We start from the raw sequence: 19,797 nt of genomic DNA on the forward strand, positions 1-19,797 counted from the left end.
CCGACCCTGGCACAGGTTCAAAAAACAAGCAAGCGCGCTTGTTTCTGCCCGGTGCCCTCGCTAGCGTCGGCCCATGCGGCTCAACGAGGACCACCGCGCCTTCCGGGACAGCGTCCGCCGGTTCGTCGACACCGAGGTCAACCCGCACGTCGACGCCTGGGAGGCGGCCGGGCGGGTGCCCCTGCACGACCTGCTGCCCAAGGCCGCAGCCCTCGGCCTGCTCGGCCTCGAATACGACGAGACCTACGGCGGCGAGGGCGCCGACGCGAGCTTCCAGCTGGTCGCGGCCGAGGAGTACGGCCGGATGCACGCCACCGGGGTCGGGATGGCCATCGGCGTCCAGGCGATGATGGCGACGCCCTCGCTGCACGCGTACGGCTCACCCGAGCTGAAGCAGCGTTACCTCACCCCGGCCGTCGCCGGCACCGCGGTCACGGCGATCGCCGTGACCGAGCCGGACACCGGCTCCGACGTGGCCCAGCTGCGCACCCGGGCCGTCCGCGACGGCGACGACTGGGTCATCACCGGCCGCAAGTCCTACATCACCAACGGCGCCCAGGCCGACTGGATCTGCCTGCTGGCGCGCACCTCGGACGAGGGCGGCTACCGGGGGATGTCGCAGATCGTCGTGCCCACCGACCGGCCCGGCTTCAGCGTCGCCCGCACCTTCGACAAGCTGGGCAACCGCTGCTCGGACACCGCGGAGCTGGTGCTGGACGAGGTGCGCGTACCGGTCGCCAACACCATCGGTGAGGTCGGCCGGGGCTTCCAGCAGCAGATGCAGCAGTTCGTGACCGAGCGCATGTTCGCCGCGTACACCACGGTCGGCGGCTGCCAGTACGCCCTGGACCGCACCCGCCGGTTCGTCCTGGACCGGCAGGTCTTCGGCCGCCCGCTCGCCGACCGGCAGTACGTGGCGTTCCGCCTCACCGAGCTGCAGGCGGAAGTCGACCTGCTGCGCAGCCACAACCTGGTGACGTGCGAGGCGCTGATGGCCGGCGAGGACATCACCCGGATGGCGACGGTGGCCAAGCTCAAGGCGGGACGGCTGGTGCGGGAGGTGGCTGACTTGTGTCTCCAGTTCCACGGGGGCATGGGGTATCTGGAGGACAACTGGACTGCCCGGCTGTTCCGCGACACGCGGCTGACATCGATCGGCGCGGGGGCGGATGAGGTGATGTTGCAGGTGCTGGCCCGCCTCGACGGCCTGTCCGCCTAGTTGTACGACCAGTTGGCGCGCGACTAGAATTCGGGGCATGGGGTCGCGGTTTGTGGGAGCCAGGGAGATCGAGCGGTGGTTCGGGGTCAGCCGGCAGCGGGTGCAGCAGCTGATCGCCCGGCCTGACTGGCCGGCGCCCTGCGCCGTTCTCGCCATGGGCAAGATCTGGTTGCACGAGGACATCGCCGCCTGGGCCGCCGAGCACCGCCCCGAGCTCACGCCCGACGACGATCCGGATGATTCCGGGCGCCCGGGGGCGTAGCGCGGGGGGTCACCGCGCCTCCGGTCGGCTCCACCCTTCGTCCGGCATTCCTGCACCACTTTGCCGAGGGCCGAGCGGCCCCGCGGGGGCCATTGTGGAGATCGACCGCGACGTGCCTGAACTGGTTGCCAATCCTGGGCCGGGGCGATAGACAGTTGTGGTCCTGCGGCCCGGTGTGTGCGACGCACCGCGTGAGCAGCGTCGCGAACAGGGGAGGCTCCACCGTGACCGGATCGTCCGACTGGGTTCCAGCCGGCATCGACGTCAACCGGCCCAGTGCCGCGCGGGTCTACGACTACTTCCTCGGCGGGGCGCACAACTTCGCGGTCGACCGGGCGCTCGCGCAGCAGATCGCCGCGATGACGCCGAACATCGGCGAGACCATGCGGTCCAACCGGGTCTTCCTGCGCCGGGCGGTGCGCTACCTGGTCGAGCACGGGGTACGCCAGTTCCTCGACATCGGCTCGGGCATCCCGACCGCCGGCAACGTGCACGAGATCGCCCTGGCCGCCGCCCCGGACGCCGCGGTGGTGTACGTCGACATCGACCCGGTCGCGGTCGAGCACAGCCGGGCGATCCTGTCCGGCGTGGACCGGGCCGGGGTGATCTGCGCGGACGTCCGCGACGTGGACCGGGTGCTCGGCGAGGCCGGCCGGCTGGGTCTGCTCGACTTCTCCCGGCCGGTCGCCGTGCTGCTGGCCGGCGTGCTGCACTTCGTGCCGGACAGCGACGAGCCGGCCGCCACGGTGGCGGCGCTGCGGGAGGCGATGGCGCCCGGCAGCTATCTGCTCGTGTCGCACGCCACGGCCGACGGGCAGCCCAGCGAGGTGGTGGAGGCGCAACGGCTCTCCGGCCGTACCGCGACCGAGATCGTGCTTCGCACGCGGGAGCAGATCGCGGTCTACTTCGAAGGGTTCTCCCTGGTCGATCCCGGTCTGGTATTCATACCGCTGTGGCGCCCGGATCCCGTGGATCCGGCCGACGAGCACCCCGAGCAGGTCGGTGCCTACGCCGGCGTCGGCAGAAAAGACTGAGCGGGATGGGCTCGCAGGGCGGGCTGACGGATTTCGCGGCGTGCTGGCGCCGGCTGGTGGCCCACGAGGGCTTCGTACCGATGGACCTCGGCGGGCTCGACGCGCTGCTGGGGCGGCTGACCGACCGGCTCGCGGAGGCTGCGCGGGCCGAGGCGTTCGACCCCGGGGCGGCCGGCGCGGTGGGCTCCGCGCTGGTCGGGGCGCATTTGACCGAGCCGGCCGTCCTCGCTGCCACCGTCTCCCTGATCGGCACCCACCTGGCGGCCGCCGCCGGAGCCGCACCCGACCGGATCGTGGCGATCCAGGCCGCCGTGGCCGCCGGCTACGCGGCGGCGATCCGCGACGCCACCATGGCCGAGCAGGAGCTGCTCGGCCGGTCCGTGCTCAGCGCGCACGCCTCGGCCGAGCGCGCGCTGCGCTCCAGTGAGGCGCGGCTGCGGGCGGTGTTCCACGGGGCGGCGATCGGCATCGGCGTCAGCACCATGGACGGGCGCATCGTGCAGGTCAACCAGGCCTTCGCCGACCTGCTGGGATACACCGCCGAGGAGATGTGCAGCCTGGTGGTCCCGCAGCTCAGCCATCCCGAGGACCCGCCCGAGATGTGGAAGATGTACGAGGCCCTGATCAGCGGCGTGCAGGATCACGTACGGATGGAGAAGGCGTACTACCGCAAGGACGGTGCCGTCGTCTGGACGGATCTGACGGCGTCGCTGATCCGCGACGAGGCCGGCGCCCCGGAGTTCACCATCGCCATGGTGCAGGACATCACCGACCGCCGGCGGCTCAAGCGCCGGCTGGAGTACCAGGCCACCCACGACCCGCTGACCGGCCTGCCGAACCGCACGATGGTCGGCGACCAGCTGGAACGGATCTTCGACACCGGCGATCCGGACGCCCGGGTCGGCCTGTGCTACCTGGACCTGGACGGGTTCAAGCGGGTCAACGACACCCTGGGCCATCAGGTCGGCGACGAGCTGCTGGTGGCCGTGGCCCAGCGGCTGCGTACGTGTGCGGCCGGCCTCGGGCAGCTCGCCGGCCGGATGAGCGGTGACGAGTTCGTCCTGCTGGTCGAGCAGTCCCGCGGGCCGGCCGAGCTGACGGCGCTGGCCGAGAAGACGCTCGCCGTGCTGGCCGAGCCGTACCAGCTGGGCCAGCACCGGATGCGGGTCTCGGCCAGCATCGGCGTCGTGGAGAGCAACGTCCGCACGACCAGCCCGGCCGAGCTGATGAAGGCCGCCGACCTCACCCTGTACGTGGCGAAGTCCGAGGGCCGCAGCCGCTTCGTGATGTACGACGCCGACCGCAACGCCCGCCAGGCGGCCCGGTACGAGCTGGCCGCCGCCCTGCCCGACGCCCTCGACCGCAATGAGTTCTCGCTGGTCTACCAGCCGCTGGTGGGCCTGGCCGACCAGCGGCTGACCGGGGTGGAGGCGCTGCTGCGCTGGCAGCATCCGGTGCTGGGCGAGCTGACCCCGGACTCGTTCATCACCCTGGCCGAGGAGACCGGCATCATCCTGCCGCTGGGCCGGTGGGTGCTCGAGCAGGCCTGCGGCCAGGCGGCCGAGTGGGCCCGCTGCTTCCCCCGGTCGCCGGTCTCGGTCAGCGTCAACATCACGGTCTCCCAGGCGCACGAGCCGACCCTGCCGGCCGAGGTGGAGAGCATCCTCGCGCGTACCGGCCTGGACCCGTCGCTGCTGGTCCTGGAGCTGACCGAGAGCGCGATCATGGACACCAACGGCCCGCTGCAGGCGCTGGCCAGCCTGGCCGAGCGCGGCATCCGCATCGCGATCGACGACTTCGGCACCGGCTACTCGAACTTCGCGTACCTGCGCCGGCTGCCGGTGCACACGCTGAAACTGGCCGGGCCTTTCGTCGACGGGCTGCGCGATCCGGCCGGCGGCGACTCGGTGGACGAGCTGATCGTCGAGACGATCATCCGGCTGGCCCACGCGATCGGCATCAGTGTGACGGCGGAGGCGGTCGAGACCCGGCTGCAGGCCGACCGGCTCCGGGCGCTCGGGTGCGACACCGGCCAGGGCTGGCTGTTCGCGCGGCCGATGCTGCCGGCCCGGGTGGCGGACCTGCTGCGCGACGGGACCGTGAGCTGAACGCGGACCGCGTGCCCGGCGTTCCCCCGGATCATGCCCCGCCGGAGACGATCTCCCCGAGGATGCGCCGCGCGCTGACGAACTCGTCCGCCCGCTCCGGGTCGTCCACGCTGGAAGCGCAGGTGGCGAGCGTCTTCCAGAGGGCCCAGCCCCGCCCGCGCGCCCACATCGCCTCGTCGACCGGCAACCGCTTCCGGAACGCCTGCCGCCCGTCGGCGCTCAGCAGCGTCCAGGCGACCGCCAGATCGCAGGCCGGGTCGCCGACGCCACAGGTCCCGAAGTCGATGACGGCTGCCAGCTGCCCGCCGTCGAGCAGCAGATTCCCCGCGGCGACGTCACCGTGGAACCAGCGGTCCACCCCGTCCCAGCGGGCGTCGAGCGCGCTCGCCCAGATGTCACGGGCAGGCCCGGTGTCGACCCGGCCGTCCAACGTCGCCAGCGCGCGCCGGACCTCCTGCTCGTAGGTGCGCAGGGTGCCGCCCCGGAACCAGTTGTGAAGGCCCGGCTGCGGTCCGCCGGCGGCCTCGATGCCCCGTAGCGCGGCCAGGAACTCGGCCAGGTCGAGCGCGAACCGCACCGGGTCGGCGATGCGCTCCACCCTCGCGGGCTCGCCGTCTAGCCACTGGTAGATCGACCACGGGAACGGGTAGCCCGCGCCGGGCCCGCCCCGGGCCAGCGGCGTGGGGACGGGCAGCGGCAGCCTTGAGGCGAGGACCGGGAGCCAGCGGTGCTCCTTGTCGACCGCTTGGGCGTACTCGGCCGCGCTGGGCAGGCGCACCAGCCGGTCGGGGCCGAGGCGGAAGGTCCAGTTGTCCCAGCCACCGTCGGCCACCGGCTCAACCGCAAGGCCGGCCAGCCGCGGGAACTGCTCGGCGACGAGCCGGCGCACCTGCTCGGCGTCGACGGCGATGCGCTGCGGCACGGGGCCGAGATCCGGAACACCACTCAACGAGCCATCCCCGTCATCTGTCCACTACGGACAGCATTCGCTGCCTGCTACAGGGTAGCGGGACAGCGACCCCCACGAGGCCCCGTGCGCGACTACTCTGGCGCACCCGGGAGGAAGGGCGGGCATGCCGAGGACCGATGGCCGATAACCCGCTGATCGCGGCGCCGTCGACCCAGGCACCGAGTCCCTGGGCGGGCGTCTGGATCGCCGAGGACATCGAGCAGATCGTGTCCGGCGTCCGCAGCGGCTCCTGGATCGACGGCACACTCGGTGCCGTCAGCGCCGGGCTGGACGGGCTGGCGCTGGTCTCGGACCCGGCGGGAGCGCTGCTGCAGTACGGCATCGCCTGGATGATCGAGCACGTACGACCGCTGTCCGAAGCGCTCGACTGGCTGGCCGGCGACCCGGCGCAGATCGCGGCGCACGCGCAGACGTGGCGCAACGTCGCCGGCAGCCTGCGCGACCAGGCGGACGGGCTGACCCGCTCGGTCCGCTGGGACGTCGAGGAGTGGACGGGCGCTGCCGCCTCGGCGTACCGCAGCCACGCCGACCACCGGGCTCAGCGCCTGCGGACCCTCGCCCTGGCGGCCGACGGAACGGCCCTGATGACCGAGGCGGCCGGAACCCTGATCGGCACCGTACGCATCATGGTCCGCGACGCGGTGGCGACGGTGGTGTCACGCCTGATCGTGTACGCCGGCGAGCTGATCGCGACGGCGGGCCTGGCGACGCCGCTGGTGGTCGAGCAGGTGACCACACTGTGCGCGGCGTGGGCGGCGCGCATCGCACGCTGGCTCAAGGGCCTGATTGCGAGCCTGCGCAAACTCGGTGACGCGATGGGCCGGCTCGGCGACCGGGTTCACGACCTCCGCCAGGGCCGGGCCGATGCGTCCACGGGCCAGACGGAGGGCAGCTCCGGAACCGGCTCGTCCGGCCCATCGCCCGGCGCTGTCGTTCCGCCTACCGGACCACCGTGGCCGGCCCGCGACGACATCCGTGGTGCTGCGCGCGGTAAGGACCTCAATCCGCCGCACGCCCGCCACACCGCGACCGGCGCCCGGCACGGGGAGGTCCGGGCCGACAACAGCGTTTACCTTCGGGGACACGAGAACGTGTTCCATGACGACGTCGCGCAGATCGCCGCCGGGAATGCGCAGTGGCACCCCGAGACCAACCGGTACGAGATCAACGGCCGAACCTACGGCATCGAGCCGAGTGGCACCGTGTTCCCCGACTCCGGCCCTGGCATTGTGAAGCTGAACCGCAACGAGTACGCGGCGTTGAAGGAGATCGCCCGGGCCGGTGGTGACGTGGACAGCGTGCGAGTCTTCACCCGGGATCCGCGTTACCTCAGCCATCCCGAAGCCATCGCCAAGGCGAAGTCCATCTATGACGGGACCTACCCAGAATGACCTACGATCTGCTCCTGGCCGGTGACCTCGACGTCACCCGGCTGAGCGCGGCCCTCGCGGGTCTGGCCTCCGTCACGGCCGATGCGGTCGACGTCGCCCCCGCCGAGGCGGAGGCCGAGGACCGCGACTGGGACGCGGCTGTCCTGTGCACCTACCGAGCTCTGCAGGGGGATGTCCCGTGGTCCCTGGACGTCTACTTCGCGGTCCCTGAGCCGCCGGATGTCGGTGAAGTCTCCGGATCCCTCGCTGCGTCGCTGGAGCTGCCGGTGTTGTACCCGGCCGAGCCCTATCCGCCGAGTGCGTACTGGATGGCGCTGCCGGACGGGACCCGGACGCGGGCCCGGGTCTACGAGCAGGACGGCGCGGCGGTCGTGATCGACGCGGTGGGCAAGCCGGTCCCGTGGCTGCCGGGAGTGCGGGTCGAGGCGCAGCCGGAGGTGATCCGGGAGCACCGGATGCCGACGCCGGTCACGGACGGGTTCGAGGCCCGGCTGGCCGCGGAGATGATGATCCCCGCGCCGGAGGAAGAGCTCAGGGCCGCTTGCGGCCGGCTCGCCGCCTGGGAGGCGTTGACCGTGCGGATGAAGTCGGGCTGGCCGCCGGACGGCTGGTATCCCGCGGAGTACTTCCAGCAGGACCTGACCGACCGCGACGACCTCACCACTGACGTCGACCGGATCCCGGCCGCGGTCCGTTCTCGCTTCACCGAGGCGCTGGCCCGGGTGGACGACGCGTTCCGTGCCGCCACCCGGGAGCAGCCGGCGGCCTCCGACGGGCGCGGCTGGTGGTGGTCGCGGGTGCCTGATCCCGTACCGTGGCCGAGCCCTACCTGACACCGGTCACAGTCGGGCATATGTCGATGGATCTTGGTGGTGCGGGGGATCTAGGCTGCCCGCATGTATAACGGGGACCTTCATCGATTCAGCCTGCGCCGGCGCGTTCTCGCCGGCGTTGTCGCCCTTTCCGTCGCCGGCCTCACCGCCGGCTGCAAGACCACCACCTCCGACGAGCCCGGCTCCGCCGCCGGATCCGGGCCGGCCGCCTCCAGCGCGCCCGCCGTCAAGTATTTCGGCCCCGACTCGTTCGGCAAGCTCTCCATCACCATGACCGAGAAGGACGCGCTCGCCACCGGGGAGTTGCAGACCGAGCCGGTCTCCACCGTGCTCGGTAAGAACGTGTACTCGTTCGTCGGCGGGCCCAAGCCTGATCCCAAGCGGATGGCCGCCGACGAGAAGATCGAGAAGGCTGTCGAGAAGGCCGATGCCGGCACCGACACGTCCGCGGCCGGGTCGGCCCGGGCGGCCAAGGCGTACGCCGATTCGACGCAGCGGATCGTGGAGCGGCTGGAGGCTTACCTCGACGCCGGGGGTGCCTCGTTCCGGGACGGTGCGCTCGTTTCCATCGCCGCTCCGGAGGGTGCTGCGACGCCGGCGGGGGTCAAGCGGGGTTCCTCGGTGGCCGAGCTGAAGGCCGCCTACGCGGACAAGGGGCTCAAGAGCACTTCCAAGACCGCGTACGAGCTGCCGGTCGAGGGCCACGCCGGCTGGACGATGTTGTTCGAGCTCAAGGGTGACGCCGTGCAGTATCTGTCGATCGGTAAGGCCGGCTAGCCCGGACCGGTACGGTGGAGCGACGTTCATCGATCAATGTCGATCAAGGGGGAACCCGGATGAAGTCGCTCACCGTTGTCCTGACCGCTGCCCTGCTCGGCACCACCCTGTTCGCCGCTCCCGCCCGGGCCGGCACCCCCGCGCCGTCCGCACCGGTCAGCGCGGGGGAGGCGCCGGCCCGGCTCATCCCGGCGCGGCCCAGCCCGGACGACGTGCGGCGCTCGCTCGCGCGGATCGCCCGCGACAGTGACGGCCGGGTCCGGCTCGGCGTCATCGGCCGCAGCAACGAGGGCCGGGCGTTGCGCCTGGCCAGTGTCGGGCACGGGCCCACCCGGCTGCTCTACGTCACCCAGCAGCACGGCGACGAGCCGCTGGGCACGCCGGCCGCCGTACGCCTGTTGTGGTCTCTCGGGGTGCCCCGCACGGCCTGGCACCGCTGGCTGCTCAGCCGGGTCACGATCGACGTCGTGGTGCAGGCCAACCCCGACGGCGCGGTACGCAACCAGCGCTACAACCACGACCCGGAAGCCACCGGCGACTACAGCGAGCCGGGCGTCGGCTACGACATCAACCGCTTCCACAACCCGCTCACGCCCATCGCGGACAACCCGGTGCCCGAGTCGCGCGCGGTGCTGCGGCTGTGGCGGGCCACCCGGCCGCAGGTCGTCATCGACTACCACATGCAGGGCCGCTACCGGCAGCCCGACGGCCGGGAGACCACCGCGTCGATCCTGTGGCCGACCAGCCCGCTGGCCCCGGCGCCGGCCGTCACCGCGGCGCGCCGGCTCGCCGTCGTCAACGATGCCGCGATGACCAGGGTGGCCGGGGCCAACGTGACCCGCTATCCCGGTGGCGACTACGAGGGGATCGCGCGCAACGCGTACGGGATCCTGGGTTCCTCGTCGCTGCTCGTCGAGCTCTCCGATCTGCCCGCGGAGCAGGTGGAGTTCCAGATCCGTACGGCGTTCGTGTCGATGCTGGCCACCGCGCAGGCGGCGGCGGACGGTTCCCTGCGGCGGGCCGATCCGGCGCGGGCGGACACGATCCCGGCCCGCGGTCCGGCGCTGCCGGGCGTCCTGTCCCCGCTGACCCGCGTGGACGCCGCCTGAGCCCGGCCGGGGCCGGCTGATCAGCTGTAGAAGGCCAGGACCTGGTCGGCCGTGCAGGCCGGCTTGGCCTGGCCCTCGACCTCGGCCTCGATCCGGATGGTGGCCAGGGCGGATCCGGCCATCCGCCGGGAGGTGCGCAGCGTGGCCGTGCCGCGCAGCCGCGAGCCGACCGGCACCGGCGCGCGGAAGCGGACCCGGTCGAAGCCGACGTTGATCGCCCGGGTCACGCCGCGGACGTGGACGATCTCGGTGATGAACGCCGTGCACAGCGACAGCGTCAGCGCGCCGTGGGCGACAGTGCCGCCGAACGGGCCTTCCTTCGCGGCCCGCTCCGGGTCGACGTGGATCCACTGGTGGTCGCTGGTGAGGCCGGCGAACGCGTCGATCCGGGCCTGGTCGATCAGCTGCCAGCCAGAGGTGCCGAGCCGGCCGCGGGCGAGCAGGTCGTCGATGCTGTCGAAGGCAGTCATCCGTTCAGTGTGATCGGTAGGCCTTCGGCAGGCGCATGCCGCGCGCGGCCATCAGCTCGCGGACCCGGTCCGGATAGTTGGTGATGATGCCGTCCACGCCCAGGTCCATGAGCGCCGCCACGGTTGCCGGGTCGTCGCAGGTCCACGGGATCACCTTCAGGCCGCGGTCGTGGGCCTGCCGCACCATGGCCGTGTCCGGGTAGAAGCGGAAGCCCGGGTCGCCCAGCTTGCCGTTCTGCGGGAAGCCGTAGACGGGCGACAGTGCCGTCACGCCCGGGACGGCGTCCGCCGCGCGGACGAAGTCGCCGTCGTAGTCGTCGGCGTCGATTCCGCCCAGCCAGGGCGAGGCGCCCGGCCGGCCCACCTGGAGGAAGTCGTAGTTGGTCAGGGCGACGAGTGGCCAGTGCGGCGCCAGCCGGTGCATCTCGCGCAGGGCACCCCAGTCGAACGACTGGATCGTCACCTGGCGCTGCAGGCCCGACCGGCGGACCTCTTCGAAGACGCGGCGGACGAACAGCTTCCGGGGCGCGGTCTGCTCGGGCGCGCCCGCCTCCACCTTGGTCTCGATGTTCAGCGTCACGCCGTACGCGCGGTAGCGCTTGACGAGGGCGAACACCTGCCGCAGCTCCACCATCCGCAGGCCCTTGATCTGCTCCTGCTCCGGGTACTCGGGCAACTGCTGGAAGCCGCAGTCCATGGTCCGCAGCTGCGCCAGCGTCAGGTCCTTGACGTACCGGCCGACGTACGGGAAACGGAGGTCGCCCGGCGTGACCGGTGCCGTGTCGCGGCATTTGTGCGCGCTCACCTGCCGGTCGTGGGTCACCACGACCTTGCGGTCCCGGGTGATCTGGGTGTCCAGCTCCAATGTGCTGACCCCCAGCCGCAGCGCCTTGGCGAAGCCCTGCAGCGACCCCTCGGTGGTCATGCCGATGCCACCACGGTGCGCCTGCAGGTCGAAGCGGGCGGCCGGGAAGGCCAGGGCGGCTCCCGGCACGGCCAGCGCCGGTACGAACGCCAGGCTCGCGAGTAGGTGGCGCAGGGACATCGAAGCCTCAGTTTCTTCCGAGCGGGAGCCGTCGACGCTAAGCGCCGGTCGTGGCCGTGCTGTGAACGTTCCGGGAATGCATTCTGGGGCAATCGTGAACGGCGGTGTGTCCCGTACGCCGAGGCCATTGGAGGGTTTTGCGGCGTCCCGGCACGTCAATGGCCGCCACCCCGTCGTGCGACCGGAAAAGCCTGTCCCAACGGTGGATACGGGCATGGCCCGATCGACCTCGAAAACTCAGGAATTCTGGTCGGCTGCGCGGCTAGTTGATCACCGTACGCTCCGTTGTGCAAGATCCACTGCGCCGCGTGACGCCTGCGCTCCGTGTCTGGTTTATTACGCCTTCATTAAGATCACTTAAGGAAATGCCCATGTCAACCGTCGCTTAACAGTTCAGTCAGCAATGTAGACGGACGTGGAAACAGGGACGGGAAATAGACGGTGCTAGCACTCCTGGATGGACCGGTCAACGGCTGAACCGGGTCAGCCACGGGACATCGAATGTCCCGGCGATCGTTGCTACCGTCCATCGTGGCTTGATTGTGGGCCACCTCCGGGATCGCTCTGTGTCAATTTTTTATCGACACCTGTGGTGATCCTTCCCTGCTCTGGAGGTCTTGGATGGTCCCCACTCGTCCCGCGCGCCGTGGATCGACGCGCACCGCCCTCGTCGCGACGGCTGTCGTGACAGTGCTGATCGGCGCCTGGAGCCCGGCCGCCGCCCAGGCGACCGGCGCGCTCGGCAAGCCGGCCGCGCAACCGCCGAACGTGCCCGGCCTGGCCCAGGTCGCCCGGCCCACCGAGGCGCGCCCGGCCCCGCTGCCCAAGCGCTCCGGCAGCGTCAAGGTGGTCAAGCCGGCCAAGCCGGCCCGGGCCGCCGCCGCGGCGGCCGGTCTCAACGACCAGGTCGCCCTGCGCGCGCTGGTCATCGGCACCGACGCCAACGACTTCGGCGTCGCCACCTGGAAGACCACATTGGACCGCGTCGGCGCGTCCTACGACGTGCTCTACGACGCCACCACGCCGCTGACCACGAGCACACTCGTGCGCCCGGACGGCGTCGGCCGCTACAACGCGATCCTGCTCACCAACAGCATGCAGGTCTACGAGTCGAACGGCAGTTACCTCAGCGGTCTCGACCCCGCGGAGTGGAACATCCTCTGGGCCTACGAGCGCAACTTCGGGGTCCGGCAGGCCGCCCTCTACACCAGTTACGGCACCTGGCCGGAGAACTACTGCCTCACCTCCACCGGTGAGACCGGCGTCGGCAGCACCCCGATCAACCTGTCGCTCACCCCGACCGGCGCGGGCGTCTTCGACTACCTGAAGAGCTCGATCCAGATCCCGCTGGTGCAGTCGTACGTCTACCGCACCGCGATCACCCCGGGCTGCAGTGCCGAGGCGACCATCACCAACGGCTCGGACGTCCTCGGCGTGCGCACCACCTCGACCGACGGCCGCGAGCGGCTCGCGCTGACGTTCACCTCGAACCAGTACCTGATGCACTCCGACCTGCTGGTCTACGGCATGCTGCGGTGGGCCAGCAAGGGCATGTTCCTCGGCGAGCAGCGTCACCACCTCAACGTCGACATCGACGACTGGTTCAACGCCTCGGACCACTACTACCCGGACGGCCACGTCGAGTACACGCCCGGCTTCCAGGTCAGCGGGCACGACACCGTCAACCTCGACAACCAGCAGGCCGCGCTGCGCACCGCCCACCCGCAGGCCGCCGACTTCAAGCTCAACATCGCGTACAACGGCGCCGACATCGACCCGTTCGCCGGCAACACCTGCAGCCCGAACGGCGGCATCGCCGAGCTGACCGCGACCACCAAATGCCTCAAGGACAACTTCCGGTGGGTCAACCACACGCTGAACCATCCGGAGCTGAACCACACCGACTACGCCACCTCGTACGCGGAGATCAACGACAACCGGGCGGCGGGCAACGCGATCGGCCTGAACGCCCCCGACAGCGTGCTCAAGACCCCGGAGTACTCCGGCCTGGGCGTCTACAACCCGGACCCGGACGACGACACCAGTCCGCCGGTCGACCACGGACTCGCGGGCTCCAACCCGGAGCTGCTGCGGGCGGCCAAGGATCTGAACGTCAAGTACCTGCACGGCAACATGTCCTTCGCCAGTCACGTGCCGGCGAACCTCAACGCCGCCAAGGTGCATCCGCTGGAGCCGAGCATCTCGGTGGTGCCGGACTGGCCGACGAACATCGCGTACCACGTCACCACGCCGCAGGAGCAGACCGCCTTCTACAACTCCTTCTACGGTCCGGACGGCCGCTTCCCGTACTGGCCGCAGAACCTCACCTATGAGCAGATCATCGACTACGAGGCCGGCGTGGCCCTCGCTCACGTGGCGTCCGGCGCCATCTACGCGCACACGTTCCACATCGCCAACGTCCGGGACTACGGCGCCGGCAGGACGCTGCTGACGGACTGGATCGACGCCGCGATGACCAAGTACGACGCGTTCTACTCCGTACCGCTGCTCAACCAGGACTGGCCCGCGCTGGCGGCGTACACCTCGACCCGGACCGCGCACTTCGCGCAGCTCGGCGCGGGCGTGGACCCCGTCTACGACCGGTCCACCGGCAGCATCACGGTCACCTCGCCGGCCGCCGGCACCCTGCAGATCAGCGGGGCCCAGGGCACCGGGGCCAGCACCTACGGCACCGATGTGACGACGACGCTCGCCCTCGCGGCGGACACCGCCGTCACGGTCACCGCCGTCCCGCACCTGTGACGGGCAGGACCTGGTAGAGGGGGGCCGGTGAAGATCGCGCTGGTGTCGGAGGGCACCTACCCGTACGCGATGGGCGGGGTCAGCGTGTGGTGCGAGCAGCTCATCAAGGGCATGCCCGACTACCGCTGGGATGTCGTCGCGCTCACCGTCGACGGCGCCGAGCAGTCCGTCTTCCCGGCCCCCACCAACCTCGACCAGGTCCACTCCATCCCGTTGTGGGGTGCGCGGCAACCCGGCCGCCGCCCCCGTCGGGGCTCGGGCCGCCGGCCCGGCGCCACCTTCACCGAGTCCTACGAGGTCTTCCTCCGGGCGCTCGTCACGCCCCTGGAGGCCACCCGCTCTGAGCAGAGCGCCGTCAGCCGCAGCATGTTCCTGCTCGCCCTGCGCGGCATGTTCGAGTACGCCAGCGACGGCGGCGACCTCAGCGGAGCACTGCTGTCCAACCAGGCCCTGACGATGATGCTGGACGCCTGGCGCGACCTGCGCGTCGACGAGATCGGGCCGGCGCCCACGGTGGCCGACGCGGTGGAAGCGGCCTGGCTCATCGAGCACATGCTGCGCCCGCTGAGCGCCACCCCGGTCCGGGCCGACATCGTGCACTCCTCGATGAACGGGCTGGCCACGCTGGTCGGTATGACCGCGAAGTGGAAGCACGGCACCCCGCTGGTCATGTCCGAGCACGGCATCTATCTGCGCGAGCGCTACATCGCCCACCTGCACGACGACGCTTCGCACCCGGTGCGGGTGCTGGTGCTCAGCTTCTTCCGGCAGCTGGCCGGGGCCGCGTACCTGATCACCGACGTGCTGGCCCCGCACTCCATGTACAACCGGCGCTGGCAGCTGCACAACGGCGCCGACCCGGAACGCATGTGGACCATGTACAACGGCGTCGAGCCGGAGGAGTTCCCGGCCGCCACCACCGAGCCCGAGGTGCCGACGATCTCGTACATGGGCCGGGTCGACCCGCTCAAGGACCTGCACACGCTGATCCGGGCGTTCGCGCTGGTCCGGGCCGAGATCCCGGAGGCGCGGCTGCGCATCTTCGGCGGCACGCCGGCGGTCAACCGGATCTACCACGAGAGCTGTGAGCGGCTCATCGAGGAGCTCGGCCTCACCGGTGCCGCGGTGCTGGAGGGCCGGGTCGGCAACGCCGTGGACGCGTACCACGCGGGCAGCATCGTCGCGCTGACCAGCATCTCCGAGGGTTTCCCGTACACGGTGGTGGAGGCGATGGCCTGCGGACGCCCGACCGTGTGCACCAACGTCGGCGGGGTCGCCGAGGCGGTCGGGGACACCGGCTTCGTCGTGCCGCCCCGCGACTACGCCGCGGTGGCCGAGGCGTGCGTGAAGCTGTTGCGCGACAACGAGATGCGCCGCCGGCTCGGCATCATGGCCCGGGCCCGGGTGCTCGAGCACTTCACGCTGCGGCGCTCGCTGGAGATGTACCGCAACGTCTACGAAGGACTCGCCACGCCGCTGAAGGCGTCCCCGCCGCCGCGGCACCTGCGCGGCCAGGCCCAGGGCCGGGTGGCCGTCCCGAAGCAGCGCGCCGCCGCGCAGCAGCTGCAGCTGGACGGTGAATCCCGGTGAGCCTGGACAGCGAGCTCGATCCCAACCGGCAGCGGCTCGGCTCGATCATGGCGGCGGCGGCGAAGAACCGCGAAGCCGGGCCGGGCGAGCACACCGTGCTGCTGCCGCGGATCTCCACCGATCCGCTGGACGACCTGGTGGAACGGGTACGCCCGCAGCTCGGTCAGGCGGTCGACTCGCTGCACGTGGCCGCCGCCCTCGAAGCCGACGGGCTCACCGACCGCGGCGCCCGCGTCGAGTACGGCTACCACGACGTCTTCGCCCTGGCCACCGAGGTGTTCCGCCGGCTCGGCCCGCAGCTGCCCAAGCCCCGCGAAGCGACCGCCCGCGACCCGCGCGCCTGGCGGGAGAGCCTGCGCCTGATCGCCCACGGCCCGCTGTACGTGCTGCCCAGCACCGCGTTCCCGGCGGTGCTGGCGATCGTCGGGCGGCGCTCGCTGGTCCTCGGCCTCGTCCTGGCGAGCACGCTGGGCTGGGTGTGGGCCGGTGCCGCCGCGCACGGGGCGTACCGGATGCTCGGTCTGGGCCGGCCCCGCTCCGCCGCCCGGATCCTGACCGTCGCCGCCGCGGGCGCGCCGGTGGCCGGCGCCCTGGCCGGCGCGGCGCTGGTCCGGGTCACCGGCGGCGGGCCCGCCCTGGTCGCCATGATCACCTGCCTGGTGGCCTACCAGCTGACCAGCACCGTCCTGGTCTTCTACCGCCGCGAACGGTGGCTGGCCCTGGCCATGACCCCGGCCTTCCTGGTCGGCGCGGCGTACCTGATCCTCGGGCCCGGGCTCGAGACCTGGTCGGCCGGGGTGGCGGCGGGGTGCGTGCTCGCCGCCTTCTCGATTGCAGTGCTGCTCGCGGTCCACCACGGCCTGGCCGCAGCCGTGCGGGAGCCCTCGCTGCGGGTCGCGCTGCGGCCGGAGGTCCCGGCCCTGCTCGGGGTGAGCGCGTACGGGCTGTGCTCCGCGGTGCTGCTGCTGCACGCCGGGGCGCCGTACCTGCTGGGCCGGCTCGACATCGCCATCGCCGCCGCCCCGCTGATCCTGACCATGGGGGTGGTCGAGTGGCGCGCCGAGCGGTTCCGGCCGCAGGCGGTCGACCTCGTCCGGCGGGTCGAGCGCCCCCGCGAGTTCGTCCGCGGCGTGTGGCGGCTGCTGGCCCGGGAGGTGGCGATCTGCCTGCTGGCCCCGGCGGTCCCGGCGGTGGCGATGCTGGCGGTGCTGTCCGGGGCGGGCGTGCTGTCCGGCGCCGGGATCGTCATGACCGCGGCGCACGTCGCGCTCGGCGGCGCGTACCTGATGGCCTTCCTGCTCGCCGGGCGGGACCGCTTCGGCTGGCTGTGCGCCTCGATGCTCGCCGCCATCACCGTCCACGTGGGCCTGGGCGCGCTGCTCGGCGCCGCGCCGCTGCTGGGCCGTTCCGGCTCCGCGCTCCTGGACACCTCGCTCTACCTGGGCAGCGTGCTGCTGCTCCAGGCGCTCTTCGTGCTCGGCCTGGCCCCGATCCTCGGCCAGGCCCGGCACTACCGGTAGTACCGACACGTGGGGAGGCAGGTCAGCGATGCACGCAGTGATCCTTGCCGGCGGCAAAGGCGTCCGGCTGCGGCCGTACACGACGGCGTTGCCCAAGCCGCTGATGCCGATCGGTGACAACCATTCGATCCTGCAGATCGTGCTGGATCAGCTCGCGTCGTTCGGCTTCACGTCGGTGACGCTGGCGATCAACCATCTCGGCCCGCTGATCAGGGCGTTCGTCGGGGACGGGGCACGCTGGGGGCTGCGCATCGACTACGTCGAGGAGAACGTGCCGCTGTCCACGATCGGGCCGCTGTTCGGCATCAAGCACACGCTGCCCGACGAGTTCCTGGTGATGAACGGCGACATCCTGACCGACCTCGACTACGCCGCGCTGCTCACCGAGCACATCCTGGGCGGCCGTTCGCTGACGGTGGCCACCGCGGCGCAGACCCACAAGATCGATTTCGGGGTGCTCGACGTCGAGGAGGGCCGCATCGTGGGCTTCCGGGAGAAGCCGGTGCTCAGTTATCCGGTGAGCATGGGCGTCTACGGCATGTCCCGCAAGGCGCTCACGCCGTACCCTCCGGGTCTGCCGTTCGGCTTCGACCAGCTCGTGCTCGACCTGCTGGACCGCGGTGACCACCCGGCCACCTACCCCTTCGACGGCTTCTGGCTCGACATCGGCCGGCCCGAGGACTACGACGAGGCCAACCGCACCTGCGACACCCTGCTGCCGATCCTGCTCCCGCAGCGCTCCAAGGAACCCGTATGAGCCGGCGGGTCGTCCTGTTCGGCGCCTCCGGGTTCATCGGTGGCCACGTGCGCGCCGCTCTGGAGGCCGATCCGGAGGTCAGCGCGGTGATCTGTCCCGGCCGCCGCGACCACGACTTGATCGACGGTGACCACCGCGGTCTGGTCCAGACCATCCTCGACGCCGCACCGACGGCGATCGTCAGCTGCGTGGGCCGCCTCGGCGGCACCGACTCCGAGCTCCTCCGGGGCAACACCCTGGTCGCGACCAAACTGCTGGAAGCGGTCGCCGCGGCCCGGCCCGGCGTGCGGCTGGTCCGGCTCGGCTCCGCCGGGGAGTACGGCGTGGTCGCGCACGGGCACGCCGTCACCGAGGACGATCCGCTGCAACCGGTGGCCGCGTACGGCGTCAGCCACCTCGCCGGGACCCGGCTCTTCCAGCTCGCCGGGGAGAACGGCCTGGTCGACGCCGTGTCGCTGCGCGTGTTCAACCCGATCGGCCCCGGGATGTCGGCGGAGAACATGCTCGGCCGCGCCGCCGAACGGATCCGGGCCGCGCTGGCCACCGGGGCGGACGAGATCACCATGGGGCCGCTGTCGGCGTACCGGGACTTCGTCGACGTCCGCGACCTCGCCGCGATGGTCCCGGCCGTGCTGCGCCCGCCGCAGCTGCGGCACCGGATCTTCAACGTAGGCAGCGGCCGTGCCGTCCGCTCGCGGGCCGCCGTGCAGCTGCTGGCCGAGACGGCCGGCTACCGCGGCGAGATCCGGGAGCAGGGCGCCGGCCCGCAGCGGTCGGCGGCCGTGGACTGGATCCAGGCCGACGTGCGCCGCGCCCGCGAGGAACTGGGCTGGACGCCGGCCCGCGACCTGGCCACCTCGATCAAGGACATCTGGGCGGCGGGTGAGGCCGGATGACGCGCCGGCGGCGCGGGATCGTGCTCGCGGCCGTGATCGTGGTGGCGGCGCTGGCGGTGAGCGGCATCCTGGTCACCCGTACCGGGACGGACCGTGCACCGGCAGCGGCCGGCTCCCCGACGCCCGTGGCCTCCCCGCCGCCGGCCTCGTCGCCGCCGGTCTCCGCGCCGGCCTCCGCCCCCGCGGCCTCCGCCGCGCCGCTGCCGCTGCCGTCGAGGTCCGGGCCGGGGCGGATCTCCAGCTGGGCCTACCAGCTGCAGGGGTACGCCGGGGGCCGGCTCGACCACATCGCCGCCGGGCCCTACCAGCTCGCCGTGGTCGACCTGGCCCGCGACGCGCACACCGACTACTTCCGGGCCGACGAGATCCGCACGGTCCAGCGCGCCGGCAAGCGGGTGCTCGCCTATTTCGAGATCGGCAGCATCGAGGACTTCCGGCCGGAGTATCCGGCGCTGCGCCGCGACGCCGCCGACCTGATCGCCAACGAGTGGGCGGACTGGCCGGGGGAGCACTTCGTGCGCTACTGGGATGAGCGCTGGTGGGAACGGGTCGTCCGGGGCCGGGTCGACCAGGCCCTGCGGGCCGGCTTCGACGGGGTCTACCTCGACACCCCGCTGGCCTACGAGCAGATCGACCCCGGCTACGCCCAGGGCCGCGACCGGGCGGCGCTGGGCCGGGAGATGGCCGCGCTCATCGCGCGGATCAGCGCGTACGCCAAAGCCGAGCAGCCGGAGTTCCTGATCGTCCCGCAGAACTCGCCCGAACTGCGCCGCCACCCCGGCTACACGGCGGCGATCGACGGCATCGCGATGGAGGAGCTGTTCTTCCTCGCCACCGACGAGCCGTGCACCCAGGACTGGTGCGCGGAGAACCTCGCCGACACCCGGGCGCTGCGCGACGCGGGCAAGTTCGTGCTCAGCGTCGACTACGCCACCCGGCCCGCCGACATCCGCTCGGCGTGCGGCCGGTACCGCACCGAACGTTTCGCCGGCACGGTCACCGTGCTCGAACTCGACCGGCTCACCCCACCCTGCTCCTGAACCTGTATCGGAA

At 71.7% G+C, this 19,797-nt stretch carries 17 protein-coding genes; 14 read left to right on the forward strand and 3 right to left on the reverse strand.

Features of this window, described 5'->3' with window-relative positions; genetic code table 11:
* Positions 1-73: 73 nt before the first annotated feature.
* From Aau02nite_RS42740 to Aau02nite_RS42755, 4 genes are all read left to right on the forward strand, one after another.
* The gene (locus Aau02nite_RS42740; RefSeq protein WP_212994403.1) at positions 74-1,219 is read left to right on the forward strand and encodes an acyl-CoA dehydrogenase family protein; all 1,146 of its coding nucleotides are present in this window, start codon (positions 74-76) and stop codon (positions 1,217-1,219) included.
* 37 nt (positions 1,220-1,256) lie between these two features.
* Complete coding sequence (locus Aau02nite_RS42745; protein ID WP_212994404.1) at positions 1,257-1,481, forward strand: helix-turn-helix transcriptional regulator; 225 nt, start codon at positions 1,257-1,259, stop codon at positions 1,479-1,481.
* A gap of 224 nt (positions 1,482-1,705) precedes the next feature.
* A complete protein-coding gene (locus tag Aau02nite_RS42750) occupies positions 1,706-2,515 on the forward strand; it encodes an SAM-dependent methyltransferase (RefSeq protein ID WP_212994405.1) in 810 nt (269 codons plus the stop codon).
* A 5-nt stretch (positions 2,516-2,520) separates the two neighbouring features.
* A complete protein-coding gene (locus tag Aau02nite_RS42755; RefSeq protein ID WP_212994406.1) occupies positions 2,521-4,623 on the forward strand; it encodes a putative bifunctional diguanylate cyclase/phosphodiesterase in 2,103 nt (700 codons plus the stop codon).
* Between the two features lie 31 nt (positions 4,624-4,654).
* Here Aau02nite_RS42755 and Aau02nite_RS42760 read toward each other — a convergent pair whose 3' ends face one another.
* Positions 4,655-5,572: an aminoglycoside phosphotransferase family protein gene (locus tag Aau02nite_RS42760; protein WP_212994407.1), complete on the reverse strand. Its 918-nt coding sequence runs from the start codon at positions 5,570-5,572 to the stop codon at positions 4,655-4,657.
* A gap of 137 nt (positions 5,573-5,709) precedes the next feature.
* On the opposite strand from Aau02nite_RS42760, the gene Aau02nite_RS42765 reads away from it, so the two are divergent.
* From Aau02nite_RS42765 to Aau02nite_RS42780, 4 genes are all read left to right on the forward strand, one after another.
* Complete coding sequence (locus Aau02nite_RS42765; RefSeq protein WP_212994408.1) at positions 5,710-6,984, forward strand: WXG100 family type VII secretion target; 1,275 nt, start codon at positions 5,710-5,712, stop codon at positions 6,982-6,984.
* Positions 6,981-7,817: a hypothetical protein gene (locus Aau02nite_RS42770; RefSeq protein WP_212994409.1), complete on the forward strand. Its 837-nt coding sequence runs from the start codon at positions 6,981-6,983 to the stop codon at positions 7,815-7,817. Before Aau02nite_RS42765 ends, Aau02nite_RS42770 begins: the two co-directional genes overlap by 4 nt.
* A gap of 63 nt (positions 7,818-7,880) precedes the next feature.
* A complete protein-coding gene (locus tag Aau02nite_RS42775) occupies positions 7,881-8,594 on the forward strand; it encodes a hypothetical protein (protein ID WP_212994410.1) in 714 nt (237 codons plus the stop codon).
* A gap of 59 nt (positions 8,595-8,653) precedes the next feature.
* A complete protein-coding gene (locus tag Aau02nite_RS42780; protein ID WP_212994411.1) occupies positions 8,654-9,703 on the forward strand; it encodes a M14 family zinc carboxypeptidase in 1,050 nt (349 codons plus the stop codon).
* A 20-nt stretch (positions 9,704-9,723) separates the two neighbouring features.
* Here the strand turns inward: Aau02nite_RS42780 and Aau02nite_RS42785 are convergent, their stop codons facing one another.
* Both Aau02nite_RS42785 and Aau02nite_RS42790 read right to left on the reverse strand, forming a co-directional pair.
* Positions 9,724-10,173: a MaoC family dehydratase gene (locus Aau02nite_RS42785; RefSeq protein ID WP_212994412.1), complete on the reverse strand. Its 450-nt coding sequence runs from the start codon at positions 10,171-10,173 to the stop codon at positions 9,724-9,726.
* A gap of 4 nt (positions 10,174-10,177) precedes the next feature.
* Positions 10,178-11,218 carry a glycerophosphodiester phosphodiesterase family protein gene (locus Aau02nite_RS42790; protein ID WP_212994413.1) on the reverse strand — a complete coding sequence of 347 codons (1,041 nt, stop codon included), beginning with the start codon at positions 11,216-11,218 and terminating at the stop codon, positions 10,178-10,180.
* A gap of 621 nt (positions 11,219-11,839) precedes the next feature.
* Here Aau02nite_RS42790 and Aau02nite_RS42795 point away from each other — a divergent pair.
* The 6 genes from Aau02nite_RS42795 to Aau02nite_RS42820 are packed head-to-tail and all read left to right on the forward strand — an operon-like array spanning position 11,840 to position 19,784.
* Complete coding sequence (locus Aau02nite_RS42795; protein ID WP_212994414.1) at positions 11,840-13,981, forward strand: Agd3-related carbohydrate-binding protein; 2,142 nt, start codon at positions 11,840-11,842, stop codon at positions 13,979-13,981.
* 27 nt (positions 13,982-14,008) lie between these two features.
* Complete coding sequence (pelF, locus tag Aau02nite_RS42800) at positions 14,009-15,571, forward strand: GT4 family glycosyltransferase PelF (RefSeq protein WP_212994415.1); 1,563 nt, start codon at positions 14,009-14,011, stop codon at positions 15,569-15,571.
* Entirely contained in the window at positions 15,568-17,091 is a 1,524-nt protein-coding gene (locus Aau02nite_RS42805; protein WP_212994416.1) for a hypothetical protein, read from the forward strand. Before pelF ends, Aau02nite_RS42805 begins: the two co-directional genes overlap by 4 nt.
* Before the next feature lie 28 nt (positions 17,092-17,119).
* Positions 17,120-17,848, forward strand: a complete 729-nt coding sequence (locus Aau02nite_RS42810) for a sugar phosphate nucleotidyltransferase (protein ID WP_212994417.1) — start codon at positions 17,120-17,122, stop codon at positions 17,846-17,848.
* Positions 17,845-18,744: an NAD-dependent epimerase/dehydratase family protein gene (locus Aau02nite_RS42815; protein WP_212994418.1), complete on the forward strand. Its 900-nt coding sequence runs from the start codon at positions 17,845-17,847 to the stop codon at positions 18,742-18,744. The genes Aau02nite_RS42810 and Aau02nite_RS42815 overlap by 4 nt, the downstream gene beginning before the upstream one ends.
* Positions 18,741-19,784, forward strand: coding sequence for a glycoside hydrolase family 191 protein (locus tag Aau02nite_RS42820; protein ID WP_212994419.1), 1,044 nt, complete (start codon positions 18,741-18,743; stop codon positions 19,782-19,784). The genes Aau02nite_RS42815 and Aau02nite_RS42820 overlap by 4 nt, the downstream gene beginning before the upstream one ends.
* Positions 19,785-19,797: the final 13 nt, after the last annotated feature.

Source organism: Actinoplanes auranticolor, from assembly GCF_018332655.1.
In the GTDB taxonomy this organism is placed as follows: Bacteria; Actinomycetota; Actinomycetes; order Mycobacteriales; family Micromonosporaceae; genus Actinoplanes; species Actinoplanes auranticolor.

Bases quoted from the DNA above. Each gene is read 5' to 3' on its own strand.
- Aau02nite_RS42755 (WP_212994406.1), top strand. From the start codon at position 2,521: ATGGGCTCGCAGGGCGGGCTGACGGATTTCGCGGCGTGCTGGCGCCGG.
- Aau02nite_RS42775 (WP_212994410.1), top strand. From the start codon at position 7,881: ATGTATAACGGGGACCTTCATCGATTCAGCCTGCGCCGGCGCGTTCTC.
- Aau02nite_RS42780 (WP_212994411.1), top strand. From the start codon at position 8,654: ATGAAGTCGCTCACCGTTGTCCTGACCGCTGCCCTGCTCGGCACCACC.
- Aau02nite_RS42790 (WP_212994413.1), bottom strand. From the start codon at position 11,218: ATGTCCCTGCGCCACCTACTCGCGAGCCTGGCGTTCGTACCGGCGCTG.
- Aau02nite_RS42795 (WP_212994414.1), top strand. From the start codon at position 11,840: ATGGTCCCCACTCGTCCCGCGCGCCGTGGATCGACGCGCACCGCCCTC.
- Aau02nite_RS42740 (WP_212994403.1), top strand. From the start codon at position 74: ATGCGGCTCAACGAGGACCACCGCGCCTTCCGGGACAGCGTCCGCCGG.
- Aau02nite_RS42810 (WP_212994417.1), top strand. From the start codon at position 17,120: ATGCACGCAGTGATCCTTGCCGGCGGCAAAGGCGTCCGGCTGCGGCCG.
- Aau02nite_RS42820 (WP_212994419.1), top strand. From the start codon at position 18,741: ATGACGCGCCGGCGGCGCGGGATCGTGCTCGCGGCCGTGATCGTGGTG.
- Aau02nite_RS42785 (WP_212994412.1), bottom strand. From the start codon at position 10,173: ATGACTGCCTTCGACAGCATCGACGACCTGCTCGCCCGCGGCCGGCTC.
- Aau02nite_RS42770 (WP_212994409.1), top strand. From the start codon at position 6,981: ATGACCTACGATCTGCTCCTGGCCGGTGACCTCGACGTCACCCGGCTG.
- Aau02nite_RS42765 (WP_212994408.1), top strand. From the start codon at position 5,710: ATGGCCGATAACCCGCTGATCGCGGCGCCGTCGACCCAGGCACCGAGT.
- Aau02nite_RS42745 (WP_212994404.1), top strand. From the start codon at position 1,257: ATGGGGTCGCGGTTTGTGGGAGCCAGGGAGATCGAGCGGTGGTTCGGG.
- Aau02nite_RS42815 (WP_212994418.1), top strand. From the start codon at position 17,845: ATGAGCCGGCGGGTCGTCCTGTTCGGCGCCTCCGGGTTCATCGGTGGC.